15 protein-coding genes are annotated in these 16271 nt (G+C 75.5%); 10 read left to right on the top strand and 5 right to left on the bottom strand.

Features of this window, described 5'->3' with window-relative positions; genetic code table 11:
* Positions 1-68 precede the first annotated feature (68 nt).
* On the bottom strand, positions 69-965 hold the full coding sequence (locus ACZ3IL_RS12825) for a SigB/SigF/SigG family RNA polymerase sigma factor (protein ID WP_467389534.1): 897 nt from the start codon (positions 963-965) through the stop codon (positions 69-71).
* 170 nt (positions 966-1135) lie between these two features.
* Between ACZ3IL_RS12825 and ACZ3IL_RS12820 the strand changes: the two genes are divergently transcribed.
* Positions 1136-1459, top strand: a complete 324-nt coding sequence (locus tag ACZ3IL_RS12820; protein WP_467389532.1) for a plasmid stabilization protein — start codon at positions 1136-1138, stop codon at positions 1457-1459.
* Between the two features lie 323 nt (positions 1460-1782).
* Here ACZ3IL_RS12820 and ACZ3IL_RS12815 read toward each other — a convergent pair whose 3' ends face one another.
* Both ACZ3IL_RS12815 and ACZ3IL_RS12810 read right to left on the bottom strand, forming a co-directional pair.
* Positions 1783-3135: a carboxyl transferase domain-containing protein gene (locus ACZ3IL_RS12815; RefSeq protein WP_467389530.1), complete on the bottom strand. Its 1353-nt coding sequence runs from the start codon at positions 3133-3135 to the stop codon at positions 1783-1785.
* Positions 3136-3217: 82 nt separating this feature from the next.
* Entirely contained in the window at positions 3218-3676 is a 459-nt protein-coding gene (locus ACZ3IL_RS12810) for a cyclic nucleotide-binding domain-containing protein (protein WP_467389528.1), read from the bottom strand.
* Positions 3677-4056: 380 nt separating this feature from the next.
* Here ACZ3IL_RS12810 and ACZ3IL_RS12805 point away from each other — a divergent pair, with 380 nt between their 5' ends.
* From ACZ3IL_RS12805 to ACZ3IL_RS12795, 3 genes are all read left to right on the top strand, one after another.
* Positions 4057-6153, top strand: a complete 2097-nt coding sequence (locus ACZ3IL_RS12805) for an ATP-binding protein (protein WP_467389526.1) — start codon at positions 4057-4059, stop codon at positions 6151-6153.
* 262 nt (positions 6154-6415) lie between these two features.
* Positions 6416-7246, top strand: coding sequence for an ammonia-dependent NAD(+) synthetase (nadE, locus tag ACZ3IL_RS12800; protein ID WP_467389524.1), 831 nt, complete (start codon positions 6416-6418; stop codon positions 7244-7246).
* Positions 7247-7566: 320 nt separating this feature from the next.
* Entirely contained in the window at positions 7567-8658 is a 1092-nt protein-coding gene (locus ACZ3IL_RS12795) for a glycoside hydrolase family 5 protein (protein ID WP_467389522.1), read from the top strand.
* Between the two features lie 130 nt (positions 8659-8788).
* On the opposite strand, the gene ACZ3IL_RS12790 is transcribed toward ACZ3IL_RS12795, so the two are convergent.
* Positions 8789-9448: a hypothetical protein gene (locus tag ACZ3IL_RS12790; protein ID WP_467389520.1), complete on the bottom strand. Its 660-nt coding sequence runs from the start codon at positions 9446-9448 to the stop codon at positions 8789-8791.
* Between the two features lie 156 nt (positions 9449-9604).
* Between ACZ3IL_RS12790 and ACZ3IL_RS12785 the strand changes: the two genes are divergently transcribed.
* Together ACZ3IL_RS12785 and ACZ3IL_RS12780 are read left to right on the top strand one after the other, a co-directional pair.
* Positions 9605-10537, top strand: coding sequence for an SIS domain-containing protein (locus ACZ3IL_RS12785; protein WP_467389518.1), 933 nt, complete (start codon positions 9605-9607; stop codon positions 10535-10537).
* Entirely contained in the window at positions 10534-11286 is a 753-nt protein-coding gene (locus ACZ3IL_RS12780; RefSeq protein ID WP_467389515.1) for a PIG-L deacetylase family protein, read from the top strand. The genes ACZ3IL_RS12785 and ACZ3IL_RS12780 overlap by 4 nt, the downstream gene beginning before the upstream one ends.
* Positions 11287-11309: 23 nt before the next feature.
* Here ACZ3IL_RS12780 and ACZ3IL_RS12775 read toward each other — a convergent pair whose 3' ends face one another.
* Complete coding sequence (locus ACZ3IL_RS12775) at positions 11310-12275, bottom strand: NAD(P)/FAD-dependent oxidoreductase (RefSeq protein ID WP_467389513.1); 966 nt, start codon at positions 12273-12275, stop codon at positions 11310-11312.
* 68 nt (positions 12276-12343) lie between these two features.
* Between ACZ3IL_RS12775 and ACZ3IL_RS12770 the strand changes: the two genes are divergently transcribed.
* The 4 genes from ACZ3IL_RS12770 to ACZ3IL_RS12755 are packed head-to-tail and all read left to right on the top strand — an operon-like array spanning position 12344 to position 16254.
* Positions 12344-12961, top strand: a complete 618-nt coding sequence (locus tag ACZ3IL_RS12770) for a helix-turn-helix domain-containing protein (RefSeq protein ID WP_467389511.1) — start codon at positions 12344-12346, stop codon at positions 12959-12961.
* A gap of 37 nt (positions 12962-12998) precedes the next feature.
* On the top strand, positions 12999-13967 hold the full coding sequence (locus ACZ3IL_RS12765; protein WP_467389509.1) for an NADPH:quinone oxidoreductase family protein: 969 nt from the start codon (positions 12999-13001) through the stop codon (positions 13965-13967).
* Positions 13964-15169: an acyl-CoA dehydrogenase family protein gene (locus tag ACZ3IL_RS12760; RefSeq protein ID WP_467389507.1), complete on the top strand. Its 1206-nt coding sequence runs from the start codon at positions 13964-13966 to the stop codon at positions 15167-15169. The genes ACZ3IL_RS12765 and ACZ3IL_RS12760 overlap by 4 nt, the downstream gene beginning before the upstream one ends.
* Positions 15166-16254 (top strand): acyl-CoA dehydrogenase family protein, encoded by a 1089-nt coding sequence (locus tag ACZ3IL_RS12755; protein ID WP_467389505.1) that lies wholly within the window; start codon positions 15166-15168, stop codon positions 16252-16254. Before ACZ3IL_RS12760 ends, ACZ3IL_RS12755 begins: the two co-directional genes overlap by 4 nt.
* Positions 16255-16271 lie beyond the last annotated feature (17 nt).

Raw genomic sequence — 16271 nt, 5'->3', positions numbered from 1 at the left:
GCCCGCCACGGCCGGCGCCGGGCCGTGACCGGCCGCCCCACCCGTGACGGAGGTGGTGTGGTTGGAGGTCAGTGGTCCGTGGGGTTGTCGGTGAGGAGGGCGGTTTTGAGGTCTTTGAGGATGCGGGTGAGGAGGCGGGAGACTTGCATTTGGGAGAGGCCGATGCGTTGGCCGATTTCGGCTTGGGTGAGTTCTTCGCCGAAGCGGAGTTGGAGGATGTGGCGGTCGCGGGGGTGGAGGTGTTGGAGGAGGGGTTGGAGTGAGGTGAGGGTTTCGATGAGTTCGTAGGCGGGTTCGGTGGTGGCGAGGTGGTGGGGTTGGGTGGTGGGGGTGGTGTCGTGGTCGGTGGTGGGGGTGTCGAGGGAGCGGGTGGTGTAGCCGTGGGCGGCGAGTTGGCCTTGGGTGATTTCTTCTTCGGTGAGGTGGAGGTGGTGGGCGAGTTCGGTGCGGGTGGGGCGTCGGCCGAGGTGTTGTTCGAGGTGGTCGGTGGTTTTGGCGAGGTCGATGCGTAGTTCCTGGAGGCGTCGGGGGACGCGGACGGCCCAGCTGGTGTCGCGGAAGAAGCGTTTCATTTCGCCGGTGATGGTGGGCAGGGCGAAGGCGGAGAAGTCGGTGTTGCGGTGGGGGTCGTAGCGGTTGATGGCTTTGATGAGGCCGATGGTGCCGACTTGGATGATGTCTTCGGTGGGTTCGGCGCGGTTGCGGAAGCGGCGGGCAGCGAATTTGACGAGGCTGAGGTTGAGTTCGACCAGGGTGTTGCGGACGTAGGCGTGTTCGGGGGTGCCTTCGTCGAGTTGGTTCAGTCGGGTGAGGAGGGCGGCGGAGAGGGGTTGGGCGTCGTCGGTGGAGATGGTGGTGGGGCGGGTGAGTTCGGGCAGGCCGGCCAGCGCCGCCCGACGCACCGCGGCCCCCGGAGCCGCCGGAGCGTCGCTCGCGGTGGTCGATCGGACTCTGACGGTGGACATGAGACTCCTTCGACGATGCGGGGGACCCGTGCGGCTCCCGTGGAGGGGCACGGCCCGGGTCCGTCGGTCGGGCGTCCTGGACCAGGATGCCCGCTCACCCATGGTTTGGCACGATTTACGGGGGAAGCCGAACAGCAGGACGGACCCGTCCGGACCGAGAGGAGCGAACGATGCCGCGTGGATCGAGCCCCAAGCGGGAACGGCAGTACGAACACATCAAGGAGAGCGCCCGGGACCGGGGCGAGAGCGAGAAGCGCGCCGAGGAGATCGCCGCGCGCACGGTCAACAAGGAGCGGGCCCGCGCGGGCGAGTCGAAGACCGCGAGCAGGAGCTCGACGCAGGACATGTCCTCGTCGCGCCGCGGCGGCAAGCGCTCGCACAGCGGCGCGCAGGGCCCGACCTACGACCAGCTCTACGCCGAGGCCAAGCGCCGCAACGTGCACGGCCGCTCGTCCATGGACAAGGCGGAGCTGAAGCGGGCCCTGGGGGAGTGACGGCCCCCGCCCGGGGGAGCACCGCGCCGGGCCGGGAGGAGACGCGCCCGCACCCCGCTTCCGGCCCGGACGGCGGGGGCGGGCGGACCCGGCCGTGAACACGGCCGGTCCCCGGTCCGTATCCGCCGGTCCCCGGCCCGTACCGCCGGTCCCCGGCCCGTACCGCCGGACGGCGCCCCGTACCCGCCGGACCGCGCCCAGGACGTCCGGACCGCGTACCGGACGTCCTGGGCGCCGTCCGGTACGGCGGGGTGCCGTCCGGCCGGGCGGGGCGCCGGGCCGACCGCCCCCGGGCCCCCGGGGCGACGGACGGCGACGGCCCTTCACCGGGGTGCGGGCCCGGCCTCCACGATCCCGCGCGCGATGCCGAGGTCCACCAGGTCGCGCGGCCGCAGCCGGAGCTGGTCGGCGGTCGTGGCCGCCTCCCCGGGGGCGCGCTTGAGGATGGCCGCAGCGGCCTCGGGCGCGATGACCGAGAAGTACGCGTCCGGCGTGACCCAGGTGTTCCCCGGTGCGGCGAGGGCCAGCGCGCCCCCCGACCCGCCCTCCCCGACGAGCAGGGAGGTCACCGGGGTGCGCGCGGAGGCGACGGCGGCGAACAGGTCCGCGATCGCGCTCCCCGCGCCCTCCCGCTCCGCCGCCGGGTCGTTGGCGGCGCCGGGGGTGTCCACGAGGGTGAGGACCGGCAGGCCCAGCCGGCCGGCGAGCCGTACGAGCCGGGCGGCCGTGCGGAAACCGGCCGGCCGGGTCGCCGTGCCGCACTGCGCGGCGTAGGCGGCGGTGCGGCCGTCGGGGAGCCGCCCGAAGCCGCACCGCACGCCCGGATCGACCCCGCCGCAGCGGTCGCCGGAGATCTCCTCGCGGAGCGTGAAGTGGGCGTCGAGGTACGCGCCGGCCCGGGGCCGCCCGGGGTGCCGGGCCCGGGCCACGGCCTCCCGCCCGCTCGCGGAGGGAGGCGCGCCGGGGTCCCCGAGCGCGTACGGCGGCGGGACCGGCCCTTCGGCGGGACGGGTGAGCAGGGAGAGCCAGCGCCCCAGAGTGGCGCGCAGCGCCTCCGGGGGCACGACCGCGTCGACGTGGCCGTGGGCGAACTGCGCCTCGGCCGTGTACGCGGCCGGGTCCGCGTCCGGCGGGCGCACCCGGGACCCGGCGAAGCCGACCTGGGCGCCGGGCAGGGCGAGGACCACGTCGGAGCCGGCGCCGAGCGTGGCCCAGCCGCCGCCGGTCGTCGGATCGCGCAGGACGGCGATCTGCGGCAGTCCGGCGGCCCGGGTGAGCGCCGACTCGCGGGCCAGGTGCTGGAGCTGGAGGAGGGCCCGCATGCCCTCGTGCATCCGGCTGCCCCCGGTGGCCGGGAGGACGACCACGGGCAGCCGCCGCTCGCGCGCCAGGGCGTGGGCCGCGACGACCCGCGCCCCGGTCCGCTCGCCCAGGGAACCGCCGAGGAACCGGAACTCGAAGGAGATCACGACCACCGGCACCCCGCCCACCGCGCCCGTGCCGCAGACCACCGACTCGGTCTCGCCGGTACGGGCGGCGGCGCGGGCGTGCGCGGCCGAGTAGCCGGGCCAGCCGATCGGCCCGTCACCGGTCAGGGGCCCCTCGGAGAAGGGGAGTTCGGTGAACTCGTCGGTGGCGAGGGCGATCGCCCCGCGTGCCGTCGTCGGGTCGGTCATGAGGCCTCACAGCCGGTCGCCGGTGCATGCGTACGGGTGGATCAGCGGTGCGCCCCACCGTACCGCCCGGCCCCGGCCGCGCTCAGGCCAGGACACCGCTCCCGTGCGGGGCGTACAGGTCCAGGAGCCGGACCCGGTTCACCTGGAGGCGGTGCGCCAGGACCGAACCCATCCAGAACAGGACCGCGGAACCGAACTCCAGGTCCGAGCGGCACAGGGAACGGACGGCCGGGGCGTCGAACTCGAACGCCCGCACCGGCGTCATCGCCTCCGCCCCCGACTGGCACAGGTACGGCGGGAACATCCAGGAGACGCCGACCAGCTCGCCGTGGCGCAGGGTCTCGATCACGGGGGCCCCGCGCCCCGGCACCTTCGCGTCGAGCGTCACCGCCCCCGTCTTCACGATCCAGAAGCGGTCGGCGCGCTGCTGCTCCTCGAACAGACGGTGACCGGACTCGAAGAACACGTCCTCGGCGAAGGCCATCAGGCGCTCCCGGTGCTCCGGGGGCAGCGAGCTGACCTTGGGCGCGGCACTGCTCATGGCAGACCCTCCTCGCACACTCGGCTCCCACCCCCAGTGTCCGCCAGGCGGCCGCCGTGCGCAGATCTCCCCCTCCCCGCCGGGGAGGACGGGCCCGGGAGCCGCGCCGGAGGGCCGCCGGTGGCGCCGGAGGGCCGCCACGGACGCCGGCGGGGCCCGCGGCACCGGCCGGACCGTCCGCGCGACCGTCCCGCGCGCCACCGGCGGCACCGGTCCCACCGCCGGACCCCGGCCCCGGCCGCCGTGACGCCCACGGCGGCCGGGGGTGGTCACGGCGGTCGCGGACGATCACGGCGGTCGCGGACGGTCGCGGGCACCGCCGGGAACCCGCCGTCGTGAACGCGTAACGAAGCGGCTCCGCCCGCCCGTTCGGCGGAACCATGGGGGAGACTGTCCCCGTGCGTGGACATCTGCCGGACGAGAACCCCGGTTTCGTGGGACGCCGCGCGGAACTGGAGCGCGTGTCCGCCGCGTTGGCGGGGCACCGCCTCGTCACCGTGACCGGCGCCGGGGGCGTCGGGAAGACCCGGCTCGCGCTGCGCGCCGCGCACCGCGCCGCCGGCCGGTACCCGGACGGGGCCTGGTGGGCCGACCTCGGCCGGCTCGACGGCGAACGGCTGCTCGTGGCGCTCGTCGCCGACTCCGTGGACCTCGCCGACCACACCCCCGGCACGGACACCACCGGTCTCCGCCGCCGCCTCGCCGACGACCGGCTGCTGCTCGTCCTGGACTCCTGCGAACACCTGGCCGGACCCTGCGGACGGCTCGTCGCCGAACTCCTCGCCGCCGCGCCCGGGCTCACCGTCCTCGTCACCGGCCGCCGTCCCCTCGGCCTCGCGGGGGAGGAGGTGATCGTCCTCGACCCGCTGCCGCCCGCCGGGCGCGACGCCCTGGACCTGCTCCGCCGGGCCGCGGGGGAGGAGCTTCCCGCCGCCGGACCCGCCGGGGAGATCTGCGTACGCCTGGAGGGCATCCCGCTCGCCCTGGAGCTGGCCGCCGCGCAGATCCGCCTCCGGGGCGCCGAAGCGGTGCGCGACCGGCTCGGCTCCCGGTTCGACGCCCCGCCCGGGGCCCGCTTCGACCTGCTCGCCCACACCGAGCGGGTCTGGCCGGGCCGCCACCAGACGCTGCGCGCCGCCATCGGCTGGAGCCACGAGCTGTGCACCCCGCCCGAACGCCTCCTCTGGGCCCGGCTCTCCGTCTTCCGGGGCCCCTTCGACCTGGCCTCCGCGACCGCCGTGTGCGCGGGCGGGCCGCTGGACCGCGCGACCCTGCCGGAGGCGCTCGACGGGCTCGTCCGCTCCTCCGTGGTCGGTCCGCCCGACGCCGGCGGACGCCACCGGATGCTCGACACGATCCGCGCGTACGGGGCGACCTGGCTGGACCGCACCGGAGGCACCGGAACCGTCGCCGACCGTCACGCCGCCCACTTCCGGGGCCTGGCCCGCCGGGCCGGGACCGAGTGGCACGGTGCCCGCCGGCTCCGTTGGCACCGGGCCGTCGACGCCCACCACGCCGACCTGCGCACCGCCCTCGACCGGCTGCTGCGCACGGACCCGGACGCGGCCCTCGACCTCGTCGGCTCCGTCGCCTTCGCCTGGTCCTGCCGGGGCCGCCTCCGCGAGGCCCGCGACGGCCTCGAACAGGCCCTGCTCCTCAGCGGGGCCCGTGGCCGCGTCCGGGCCCGCGCCCTGTGGGCGCTCGGCGTCACCCTGGTCCTCCAGGGCGAGTCGGGCCCCGCCCAGGACGCCGCCGAGCGGTGCGCGCGCGAGGCCCGGTACGCCGAGTGCGCGGAGCCGGCCGGGACCGGGGCGGGGCGGGACCGGCCCGGTGACCTCACCCTCGACGCCGCCGCCCTCGCCGGCCTCCTCGCCCTCACCACGGGCCGGCCCAAGGCCGCGTACGTCGTCGTGGGTCACGTCCTCGACGACGCGGGCGGCGGACCGGGCGAATCCGCCGCCCGGCTCCGCTGCCACCTCGTGCGGGTCTTCGCCCTCACCGGCCTCGGCCGGCTCGCCGAGGCCCGGGAGCGGGCGCTCGCCCTGCACGCCCTGTGCGAGGAGCTGGACGAGCACGAGACCCGCACCGCCCTGGAGTACCAGCTCGCCCTCACCGGCCTCCTGGAGGGCGACCCCGAAGCGGCCGCCGGGCACGCCCGCGCCATGCTCGAAGGCACCCGCCGCCTCGGCGCGAGCCTCGGCGTCGCCCTCGGTCTCGACGTCCTGGCCACCGCACTCGCGGCGGCCGGCGAGAGCGAGCGCGCGGCGGACGTCTCCGGGACCGGGGAGGCGTACTGGCGCTCCACCGGCCGGCCCCGGCGCGGACTGCCCGGCCTGCGGGCCCTGCACGAGAAGTACACCGAGACGGTCCGCGCGTCGATCGGCGGACCGGCCTACGAGGAGATCTTCGTCCGCGCCCTCACGGGCCCCCCGCAGGACGGGCTCGACCGGGCCCTGCGCGGCCACCGGCACGTTTGAACCCGCCGGCCGGGGACAGCCGGACCACGGGTCCGGCGTACGGCACCGGCCACCGCGACCGCGCTCCGTCCCGCCCGGCCGGAACGGGCCGCGGGGGACCGGCCGGACCGGGCGGCGCGAGGCGGCGTCCCGGCGTCCCGGTGCGTAGAGTCGACCCCTGTACAGCCGCCGTACCGGCCCGTGCGACCCGCGCGGGGCCCGCACGGCGGACCGGCGCACCCCACCGGTGCGCCGCCGACCGATCCCGACGAGGAGACTTCACGTGACCGACCCGGTGTCCACCGCCCTCCAGCAGCAGATCGCCCGGACCCTCCAGGTCTCCGGGTCCTTCGACCCGGCGGCGGAGATCGAGCGCCGGGTGGCCTTCCTCACCGAGCAGCTCACCTCCAACGGACTGCGCGCCCTCGTGCTCGGCATCAGCGGCGGCGTCGACTCCACCACGGCGGGCCGGCTCTGCCAGCTCGCCGTGGAACGTGCCCGCGCCGCCGGCCACGACGCCACCTTCTACGCGATGCGCCTGCCGTACGGCGCCCAGGCCGACGAGAAGGACGCGCAGGCCGCCCTCGACTTCATCCGCCCCGACAAGGTCCTCACCGTGGACGTGAAGCCGGCGAGCGACGCGGCCCTGGAGGCCTGCGTCGCCGCCGACGTGGCCTTCCGCGACGCCCACCACCGGGACTTCGTCCAGGGCAACATCAAGGCCCGGCAGCGGATGATCGCCCAGTACGCCGTCGCCGGCGCCCACAACGGCCTCGTCGTCGGCACCGACCAGGCGGCCGAGGCCGTCTCCGGCTTCTTCACCAAGTTCGGCGACGGCGCCGCCGACGTCGTCCCGCTGACCGGCCTGACCAAGCGGCGCGTCCGCGCCGTGGCGGCCGAGCTGGGCGCCCCGGACGAGCTGGTGCGCAAGGTCCCCACGGCCGACCTGGAGACCCTCGACCCGGGCAAGCCCGACGAGGAGGCGCTGGGCGTCACGTACGACGAGATCGACGACTTCCTGGAGGGCAAGCCGATCGGGCAGCAGGCCTTCGACACGATCGTCCGCCGCTACGAACTCACCGAGCACAAGCGGCAGCTGCCCATCGCTCCCTGAGCGGTGCGCGGGGAGGGGCGGAGGCCGTCCGGACACCGGACGCCGCCCCTCCCGGGCCCGCCGCCCGTGACGACATCCGGGGCGGGCCGCCCCGCGCGGGACGTGACGCGGAACCACGTCCGCGAAGAAGGCCCTGTGGCGCACCGACGCCAGGGCTCCTCCGGCACGGCCGATTTCCAGCCCGCTGAACAGCGTCTCCCGTCATGACCCTTGCGGGACGGTCCGGAGCCCTGCTATCCATCCGTTAGGAAGGTTTCCTTCCAGTCTCGGAGACGCCTTCTCGCGTCCAGCCCCTCGTTCGTCGTTCCGTGGAGACCCCCATGACTTCCGCACGAACCGTACGACTCCGCTCCCGCCGCCTCGGCGTCGCCGGCACCGCCCTCGGCGCCCTGCTGTTCGGCGTCACCGCCGCCCCGCCCGCCGTGAACGCCGCCCCCGCCCCCACGGCCCCCTCGCCCTCCCGGGCCGCCGCCACCCCGGCCTCGGTCAACGGCCAGCTCGAGGTCTGCGGCACCAAACTGTGCAACCAGCACGGCAAGCCGATCCAGCTGCGCGGCATGTCCTCGCACGGCACCCAGTGGTACAGCCAGTGCCTGACGGGCGGCTCCCTCGACGCCCTCGCCAAGGACTGGAAGGCCGACGTCCTGCGCGTCTCCACGTACGTCCAGGAGGAGGGCTACGAGACCGACCCGCGCAAGTACACCGACCTCGCCCACTCCCTCATCGAGCAGGCCACCGCCCGCGGGATGTACGTGATCGTGGACTGGCACATGCTCGACCCGGGCGACCCGCACCACAACCTCTCCCGCGCCAAGACCTTCTTCACCGAGATCGCCAAGCGCCACGCGGGCAAGACCAACCTGCTGTACGAGATCGCCAACGAGCCCAGCGGCGTCTCCTGGTCCAGGATCAAGAGCTACGCCGAGCAGATCATCCCCGTCATCCGCGCCAAGGACCCCGAGGCCCCCGTCCTCGTCGGCACGCGCGCGTGGTCCTCGTTCGGCGTCTCGGAGGGCGCGACCGAGTCGGAGGTCGTCTCCAAGCCGGTGAACGCGTCCAACATCATGTACACCTTCCACTTCTACGCGTACTCGCACCGGGACGAGTACCTGAAGACCCTCTCCCGCGCCGCCGACAAACTGCCGGTCTTCGTCACCGAGTTCGGCACCCAGAACTACGCCGGCGAGGGCAGCAACGACTTCGCCATGTCGCAGAAGTACCTCGACCTGATGGCGGCCAAGAAGATCAGCTGGGTCAACTGGAACTTCTCCGACGACGAGCGCAGCGGCGCGGTCTTCAAGACCGGCACCTGCGACAAGGGCGGCCCCTGGACCGGCACCACCTCCCTCAAGCCCGCCGGCGTCTGGATCCGCGACCGGATCAGGACGGCGGACGACTTCCCGACCTCCTGACACCCCGACCCCCGACCCCCGACCCCTGACACCCCGACCCACCCGGCCGGCCGGTCCGCACCGGCCGGCCGGTCCCGGTGCGCATCCGCCCCGCGCCCCCGCGCCCGGCGGGCGCGCACCGGCCCGCCGCCTACGGGTAGCCGATCTCCGCGAGGTCCCCGGCCAGGTCCGCGAGGGCGACCTCCGGGTTCAGCGACGCCACGAGCTCCCGGTCCAGCGGTTCCAGGGCGTACACCCGGCGCACCGCCTCCAGGTCCACGGGGACCTCGTAGTACTCCTCGGCGAAGCGCCGGAACGCCTCCGGCGAGGGATCGAGCAGCAGGGGGAACAGGGTCGCCGCCCCGTCGGGATCGGCGCGGCCGGCGGGGAAGTCGATCGCGCCGTGGTGCCACCGGTCGTCCGCCGCCTCCCGCCACAGGCAGACCGTCACCGCCGGCACGCCGTCCTCGTCGGCGAACGCCGGATCCTCCACGAAGCGCCGGAAGACCTCCGGTACGCCGTCGAGCACCCCCGGCCAGGGCTCGCCGTCGTGGACGTACGGACTCATCGGCGCCTCGTGGGCGAAGCCGCGGACGCAGACCCCGGAGGCGGAGAACAGGACGGCGTACTCGTCCCCCGAGCCGTCGCGCATCGAGGCCATCTCCTCATCCTCGCCCCAGCCCGCGTCGAAGGAGTGGTGACGGCCCTCCCAGTCCGGACTGAGGACGGCGTCGAGGAGGGCGAGCGAACGGCACAGGTCCCGCAGACGGGCGGGAGAAGGGAGCCGGCGGGCCAGGTCACGGACGGTCATGCCCCCATCCAAGCGGACGCCTCCGACAACGGGACCGCCGACGGCCGGACACGAAAGTCCAAGGGGTGCGCGCGCATCGTGCGTGGCGCACCCCGGCGGGCGGCGGTAGAACTCGCTCCGGGGCCCCGAGGGCCCCCGCGAGGAGAGGACCCGGACATGAGCACCCACGCCGAAGCGGAGATCGCCGCACAGCCCGACTGCTGGCGCCGCGCCGCCGAGGCCGCCGGCCGGCACGCCGGCCTGCTGCCGGCCCCGGGCGAGCGCGTCGCGGTCGTCGGCTGCGGCACCTCCTACTTCATGGCCCGCGCCTACGCCGCCCTGCGCGAGTCCCTCGGTGCGGGCGAGACCGACGCCTTCCCCGCCTCCGACGGGACTCCCCTCGGACGCGGCTACGACCGGATCGTGGCCCTGACCCGTTCGGGCACCACCACGGAGGTCGTGGACCTCCTGGCCCGCGCCGCCGGCCGCGTCCCGGCCCTCGTCCTCACCGGCTCCCTCGGCAGCCCGGCGGGACGGCTCGCCGACCGGGTCCTCGACCTCGGCTTCGCCGACGAACGCTCCCTCCTGCAGACCCGGTTCGCCACCACCGCCCTGCAGCTCCTGCGCGCCGGACTCGGCGTGGACCTCGCCCCCGCGATCGCGGACGCCGAACTCGTCCTGTACGAACGGCTGCCCGCCCTCTGGGAGCGGCGCGGCCAGTTCACCTTCCTCGGCACCGGCTGGACCGCGGGCCTCGCCGACGACGCCGCCCTCAAGCTGCGCGAGGCGGCCCGCGCCTGGACCGAGTCGTACACGGCGATGGAGTACCGCCACGGACCGATCAGCGTCAGCGACCGGAGCAGCCTGGTCTGGTGCCTCGGCCCCGCCCCCTCGGGGCTGCGCGACGAGGTGGAGTCCACCGGCGCCCTGTTCGCCGCCGACGCGATCGACCCGGTCGCGGCCCTCGTCCGGGCCCAGCGGCTCGCGGTCGCCCTCGCCGCCCGGCGCGGCCTCAACCCCGACCGGCCCCGGCACGTCTCGCGTTCGGTGATCCTCGCCGGTGCGTTCCGCCCCGCGGTCCCGGAGGCGGCCCGTATCCTGCGCCCATGACCGGAACGGACACCGTCGGCCTCGCGGAGATGCCCGGCGACTGGCGGCGCGCGCTCGCCGTCGTCGCCCACCCCGACGACCTGGAGTACGGCTGCGCGGCCGCCGTCGCCGCCTGGACGGACGCCGGGAAGGAGGTCGTCTACGTCCTCGCCACCCGGGGCGAGGCCGGGATCGACACCCTCGCCCCGGACGTCTGCGGCCCCCTGCGCGAACGGGAGCAGCGCGACAGCGCCGCCGTCGTCGGCGTGGACACCGTCGAGTTCCTCGGCCACCGCGACGGCGTGATCGCGTACGGGACGGAGCTGCGTCGCGACATCGCGGCCGCGATCCGCCGGCACCGGCCCGAACTCGTCGTCACGCTCAACCACCGCGACACCTGGGGCGGGGGACCGGGCGCCCCGTGGAACACCCCCGACCACCTGGCCGTCGGCCGCGCCACCCTCGACGCGGCGGCCGACGCGGGCAACCGCTGGATCTTCCCCGAGCTGCGGGAACGGGGCCTGGAGCCGTGGGACGGCGTCCGCTGGGTCGCGGTCGCCGCGTCCGCCACCCCGACCCACGCGGTCGACGCGGGCCCGGGCCTCGAACGCGCGGTCCGCTCGCTCCTCTGCCACCGCACCTACATCGAGGCCCTGACGGACCGGGACCCGGAGGAGTACGTCCGGTCCTTCCTCGCCGGGGCGACGGGCCGGGCCTCCGGACGCTTCGGCGGCCGTCCCGCCGTCGCCTTCGAGCTGTTCCCGCGCTGAGAGGGGCGCCGGGGGCGTACGGCTCAGCCGTGCGCCCCGCCGTCCGCGGCCGCCTCCAGGTCGCCGAGCAGCAGTTCGGTGTTGATCGTGACGCCCGCCCGGTAGCCGGCGCTCACCGCGTTGACCACCTGCTCCTGCGGGCCCGTCACGTTCCCCGCGGCCCACACGCCGGGTACGCTCGTCCGGCCCGTCCCGTCCACCGCGACGAACGCGCCGAACGGCGTGTCGTTCATCTCCGCCCCCAGTTGCCGCAGGACGCCGTCCCGGGCCGCGAGGCGCGTCGCCCCGACGAAGACCACGGAGCGGGGGACGAACCGGCCGTCGGCGAGCCGGACCCCGGTCAGCCGGTCGTCCTCCACCGCGAGTCCGGCGACCTCGCCGGTCACGACCTCCACCCCCGCCGCGTCGAGCAGCGCCGCGTCCCGTTCGGAGAGCCCGTCGGCGGTGTGCAGGAAGAGGGTCACGTCCGGGGACCAGTGGGAGACCATCAGCGCCTGGTGGGCCGGCATCGCCGGATGGGCGATCACCCCGAACGGGCGGTCGCGGACCTCCCAGCCGTGGCAGTACGGGCAGTGCAGCACGTCCCGGCCCCACCGCTCGGCCACCCCGTCGATCTCCGGCAGTTCGTCGACGAGCCCGGTCGTCACCACGAGCCGCCGCGCCCCGACGGCCGTGCCGTCCGCGAGGGACACGGTGAAACCGTCCCGCCCGTCCGGCTCCGTGCCGGTCACCCGGCCGGACCGCCACTCCACCCCGTACGCGGCGATCTCCTCCCGGCCCGCCGCCAGGTACGCGGCGGGGTCCATCCCGTCCCGGGACAGCACGCCCTGCATGTGCGAGGTGGGGGCGTTGCGGGGCTCGCCCGCGTCGACCACCAGGGTGCGCCGCCGCGACCGGCCCAGGACCAGGGCCGCGCTGAGCCCGGCCGCGCCGCCTCCGACGACCACCACGTCGTACCGCTCGTCCGTCTTCGTCGTGTGTGCGTTCATGGGACCGAGATTCGCCCCGGCACCGCAATGGACGCAAGAAAACTTGCCGGTTCTGCAACACTGGACCCATGACCGAAGACGACCGCATCGACGCCGTACTGAACGAGGTCGGCCCCCGGCTCCGCCGCGTCCGCCGCGAGCGGGGGGTGACCCTGGCCGAACTCTCCGCCGCCACCGGCATCTCCGTGAGCACCCTCTCCCGGCTGGAGTCCGGACAGCGCAGGCCCAGCCTCGAACTGCTCCTGCCGCTCGCCCGCGCCCACCAGGTCCCGCTGGACGAACTGGTCGGCGCGCCGCCCGTGGGGGACCCCCGGGTCAAGTCCAGACCGATCGTGCGGCACGGGCGCACGATGTACCCGCTGACCCGGCAGCCCGGCGGGCTCCAGGCGTACAAGGTGATCCAGGAGAAGCCGTACGAGGCGCCGGAGGGCCGGGTGCACGAGGGGTACGAGTGGCTGTACGTGCTCTCGGGCAGGCTCCGGCTCCACCTCGGCGGGCAGGAGGTCGTCCTGGGGGCGGGGGAGGCGGCCGAGTTCGACACGCGCGTCCCGCACTGGTTCGGGCCGACCGCCGACGGGCCGGTGGAGTTCCTGAGCCTGTTCGGGCCGCAGGGGGAGCGCATGCACGTCAGGGCCCGCCCCAAGAAGTCCGGCCGATCCGTTCCCCGGGGGCAAGCGACCGCTTAGTATGCACCCGACCGCTCGGTACGGAGGAGGCTTCCGGATGCAGGCATGGCGTGTGTACGAGAACGGTGAACCGGGCGCGGTGATGCGCCGCGAGGAAGTGGAGCCGCCCGAGCCCGGCGACGGCCAGGTCCTCCTGAGGGTCCGCGCCGCGAACGTCAACTTCCCCGACGCGCTGCTCTGCCGGGGCCACTACCAGGTGCGCCCCCCGCTGCCCTTCACCCCCGGCGTGGAGGTCTGCGCCGAGACCGGGGACGGACGCAGGGTCGTCACCACCGCCGCCCTCCCGCACGGCGGCTTCGCGGAGTACGCCCTCGCCGACGCCGCCGGGCTGCTCCCCGCCCCCGAGTCGCTCGACGACGCCGAGGCCGCCGCCCTCCACATCGGCTACCAGACCGGCTGGTTCGGCCTGCACCGCCGCGCCGCCCTGAAGGAGGGCGAGACCCTCCTCGTCCACGCGGCGGCGGGCGGTGTCGGCAGCGCGGCCGTCCAGCTCGGCAAGGCGGCCGGCGCCACCGTCATCGGCGTCGTCGGCGGACCCGGGAAGGCCGCCGTCGCCCGCGCCCTCGGCTGCGACGTGGTGATCGACCGGCGGTCCGAGGACGTCGTCGCCGCCGTCAAGGCCGCCACCGGCGGCCGGGGCGCCGACGTGATCTACGACCCCGTCGGCGGCGACGCCTACCGGCAGTCCGCGAAGTGCGTCGCCTTCGAGGGCCGGATCGTGGTCGTCGGCTTCGCGAGCGGCACCGTCCCCGAGCCCGCCCTCAACCACGCCCTGGTGAAGAACTATTCGGTCCTCGGCCTCCACTGGGGCCTGTACGCGGCGAAGGACCCCGCCTCGATCGGCCGCTGCCACGAGATCCTCACCGCCTACGCCGCCAAGGGCCTGATCAAGCCGCTCGTCGGGGAGCGCGTCCCCTTCGCGGGCGCCGCCGACGCCGTCCAGCGCGTCGCCGACGGCACCACCACCGGCCGCCTGGTCGTCCTCCCGGAAGGGGCCCGCGCGTGACCGGCCCGCACCCGGCCCCGCCCGGCGCCGGCGAACTCCGCGCGCTCACCCGCGCGTTCCTCGACGAGCACCCGCCCGCCACCACCGGCCGCACCGACTTCCTGCGCGCACGCTTCGACGCCGGACTCGCCTGGGTGCACTACCCCGTGGGCCTCGGCGGACTCGGCGCGCCCCGCGCCCTCCAGGCCGTCGTGGACGCCGAACTCGCCGCCGCGGGTGCCCCCGACAACGACCCGCGCCGCATCGGCATCGGCCTCGGCATGGCCGCCCCCACCCTCCTGGCGTACGGCTCCGAGGAGGTCAGGCACCGTTTCCTCAAGCCGCTGTGGGTCGGCGAGGAGGTGTGGTGCCAGCTCTTCAGCGAACCCGGCGCCGGTTCCGACCTCGCCGCCCTCGGCACCCGGGCCGTCCGGGACGACGGGGGCGACTGGGTGGTCGACGGGCAGAAGGTGTGGACCTCCAGCGCCCACACCGCCCGCTGGGGCATCCTCATCGCCCGCACCGACCCGGACGCCCCCAAGCACCGGGGCATCACCTACTTCGTCTGCGACATGACCGACCCCGGGGTGGAGGTCCGGCCGCTGCGGCAGATCACCGGCGAGGCTGAGTTCAACGAGGTCTTCCTCACCGGCGTCCGCATCCCCGACGCCCACCGCCTCGGCGAGGTCGGGGACGGCTGGCGGGTCGCGCGGACCACCCTCATGAACGAGCGGGTCTCCATCGGCGGAGCCCGCCTCCCCCGCGAGGGCGGCATGATCGGGAAGGCCGCCGCCACCTGGCGCGAGCGCCCCGGACTGCGCACCCACGCACTGCACCGGCGCCTCCTCGGCCTCTGGACGGACGCCGAGGTGGCCCGGCTCACGGGGGAACGGCTCCGCCAGCAGCTCGCCGCCGGCGAGCCGGGACCCGAGGGCAGCGCGACGAAGCTCGCCTTCGCCCGGCTCAACCAGGAGATCAGCGGCCTGGAGGTCGAACTCCTCGGCGACGAAGGACTGCTGTACGGGGAGTGGGCCATGCGCCGCCCCGACCTCGTCGACTTCACCGGCCGCGACGCCGGCTACCGCTACCTGCGGTCCAAGGGCAACTCGATCGAGGGAGGCACCAGCGAGGTGCTCCTCAACATCGTGGCCGAACGGGTCCTCGGCCTGCCGCCGGAGCCCCGCGACGACAAGGACGTCCCCTGGAAGGACCTCGCGCGATGACGGACCGGCTGGACCTCCTCTACTCCGACACCGAGGACGACCTGCGGGCGGCCGTCCGCGCCCTGCTCGCCGACCGGGCCGGCCACGCGGTCCTGCTCGGCCGGATCGAGACGGACGACCCGTACGTCCCCGGCCTCTGGACGTCCCTGGCGTCCGGCATCGGGGCCGCGGGCCTCCTCGTCCCCGAGCGGTTCGGCGGCCAGGGCGCGAGCCACCGCGAGGCCGCCGTGGTCCTGGAGGAACTGGGCCGCGCGGTCACCCCCGTCCCCTACCTCACCGGCGCCGTGACGGCCGCCGAGACCCTGCTCGCGCTCGCGGAGGAGAGCGGCCCGGCCGCCGAACTCCTCGCCGCCGTCGCGGGCGGCCGCACGGTCGCGGTCCCCGCCGTCCCCCTGTCGACCGCGCCGTACGACCCCGTCCCGCCGCACGGTCCCGCCGTGCCGGCCGTCGCCGACGCCGTCGCGGCCGACGTCTTCCTGGTCCCGCGCGCCGACGGGCTGTACGCCGTGCCCGCCGACGCGGTGGCGGTCGAGCCGCAGACCCCGCTCGACCTCACCCGCCCGCTCGCCCGGGTCACCGCGGAACCCGGCACCGGCACCCTGCTCGCCGGGCCCGGGGCGGCCCGCGCGGCCCTCCGGCGCGGACTGCTCGCGGGCGCCGGGCTGCTGGCCTCCGAACAGCTCGGCCTCGCCGAACGGTGCCTGGAGGAGACCGTGCGGTACACCCGCGAGCGTCACCAGTTCAACCGGCCCGTCGGCTCCTTCCAGGCGCTGAAGCACCGCATGGCCCGGCTCTGGCTGGACGTCGTGGGAGCCAGGGCGGCGGCCCGCGCCGCCGCGGACGCCCTCGCCACGGGCCGCCCGGACGCCCCGCTCACCGTGGCCGTCGCCCAGGCGTACTGCTCCGGGGTCGCCGTCCGCGCGGCCGAGGAGTGCGTCCAGCTCCACGGCGGGATCGGCATGACCTGGGAGCACCCCGCCCACCTGGCGCTGAAGCGCGCCAAGTCCGATCAGGCCGCGTTCGGCGCAGTGGGCCGGCACCAGGACGAGATCGCCGCCCTGGCGGACCTCCCGGCGCCCGTGTGAGCTTCCCGAGGGCCCCT

The sequence above is a fragment of the Streptomyces sp. NPDC014907 genome, from assembly GCF_055562975.1.
Note: the sequence above shows the minus strand (reverse complement) of the source record. Positions and strands in the feature narration are given on the sequence as shown.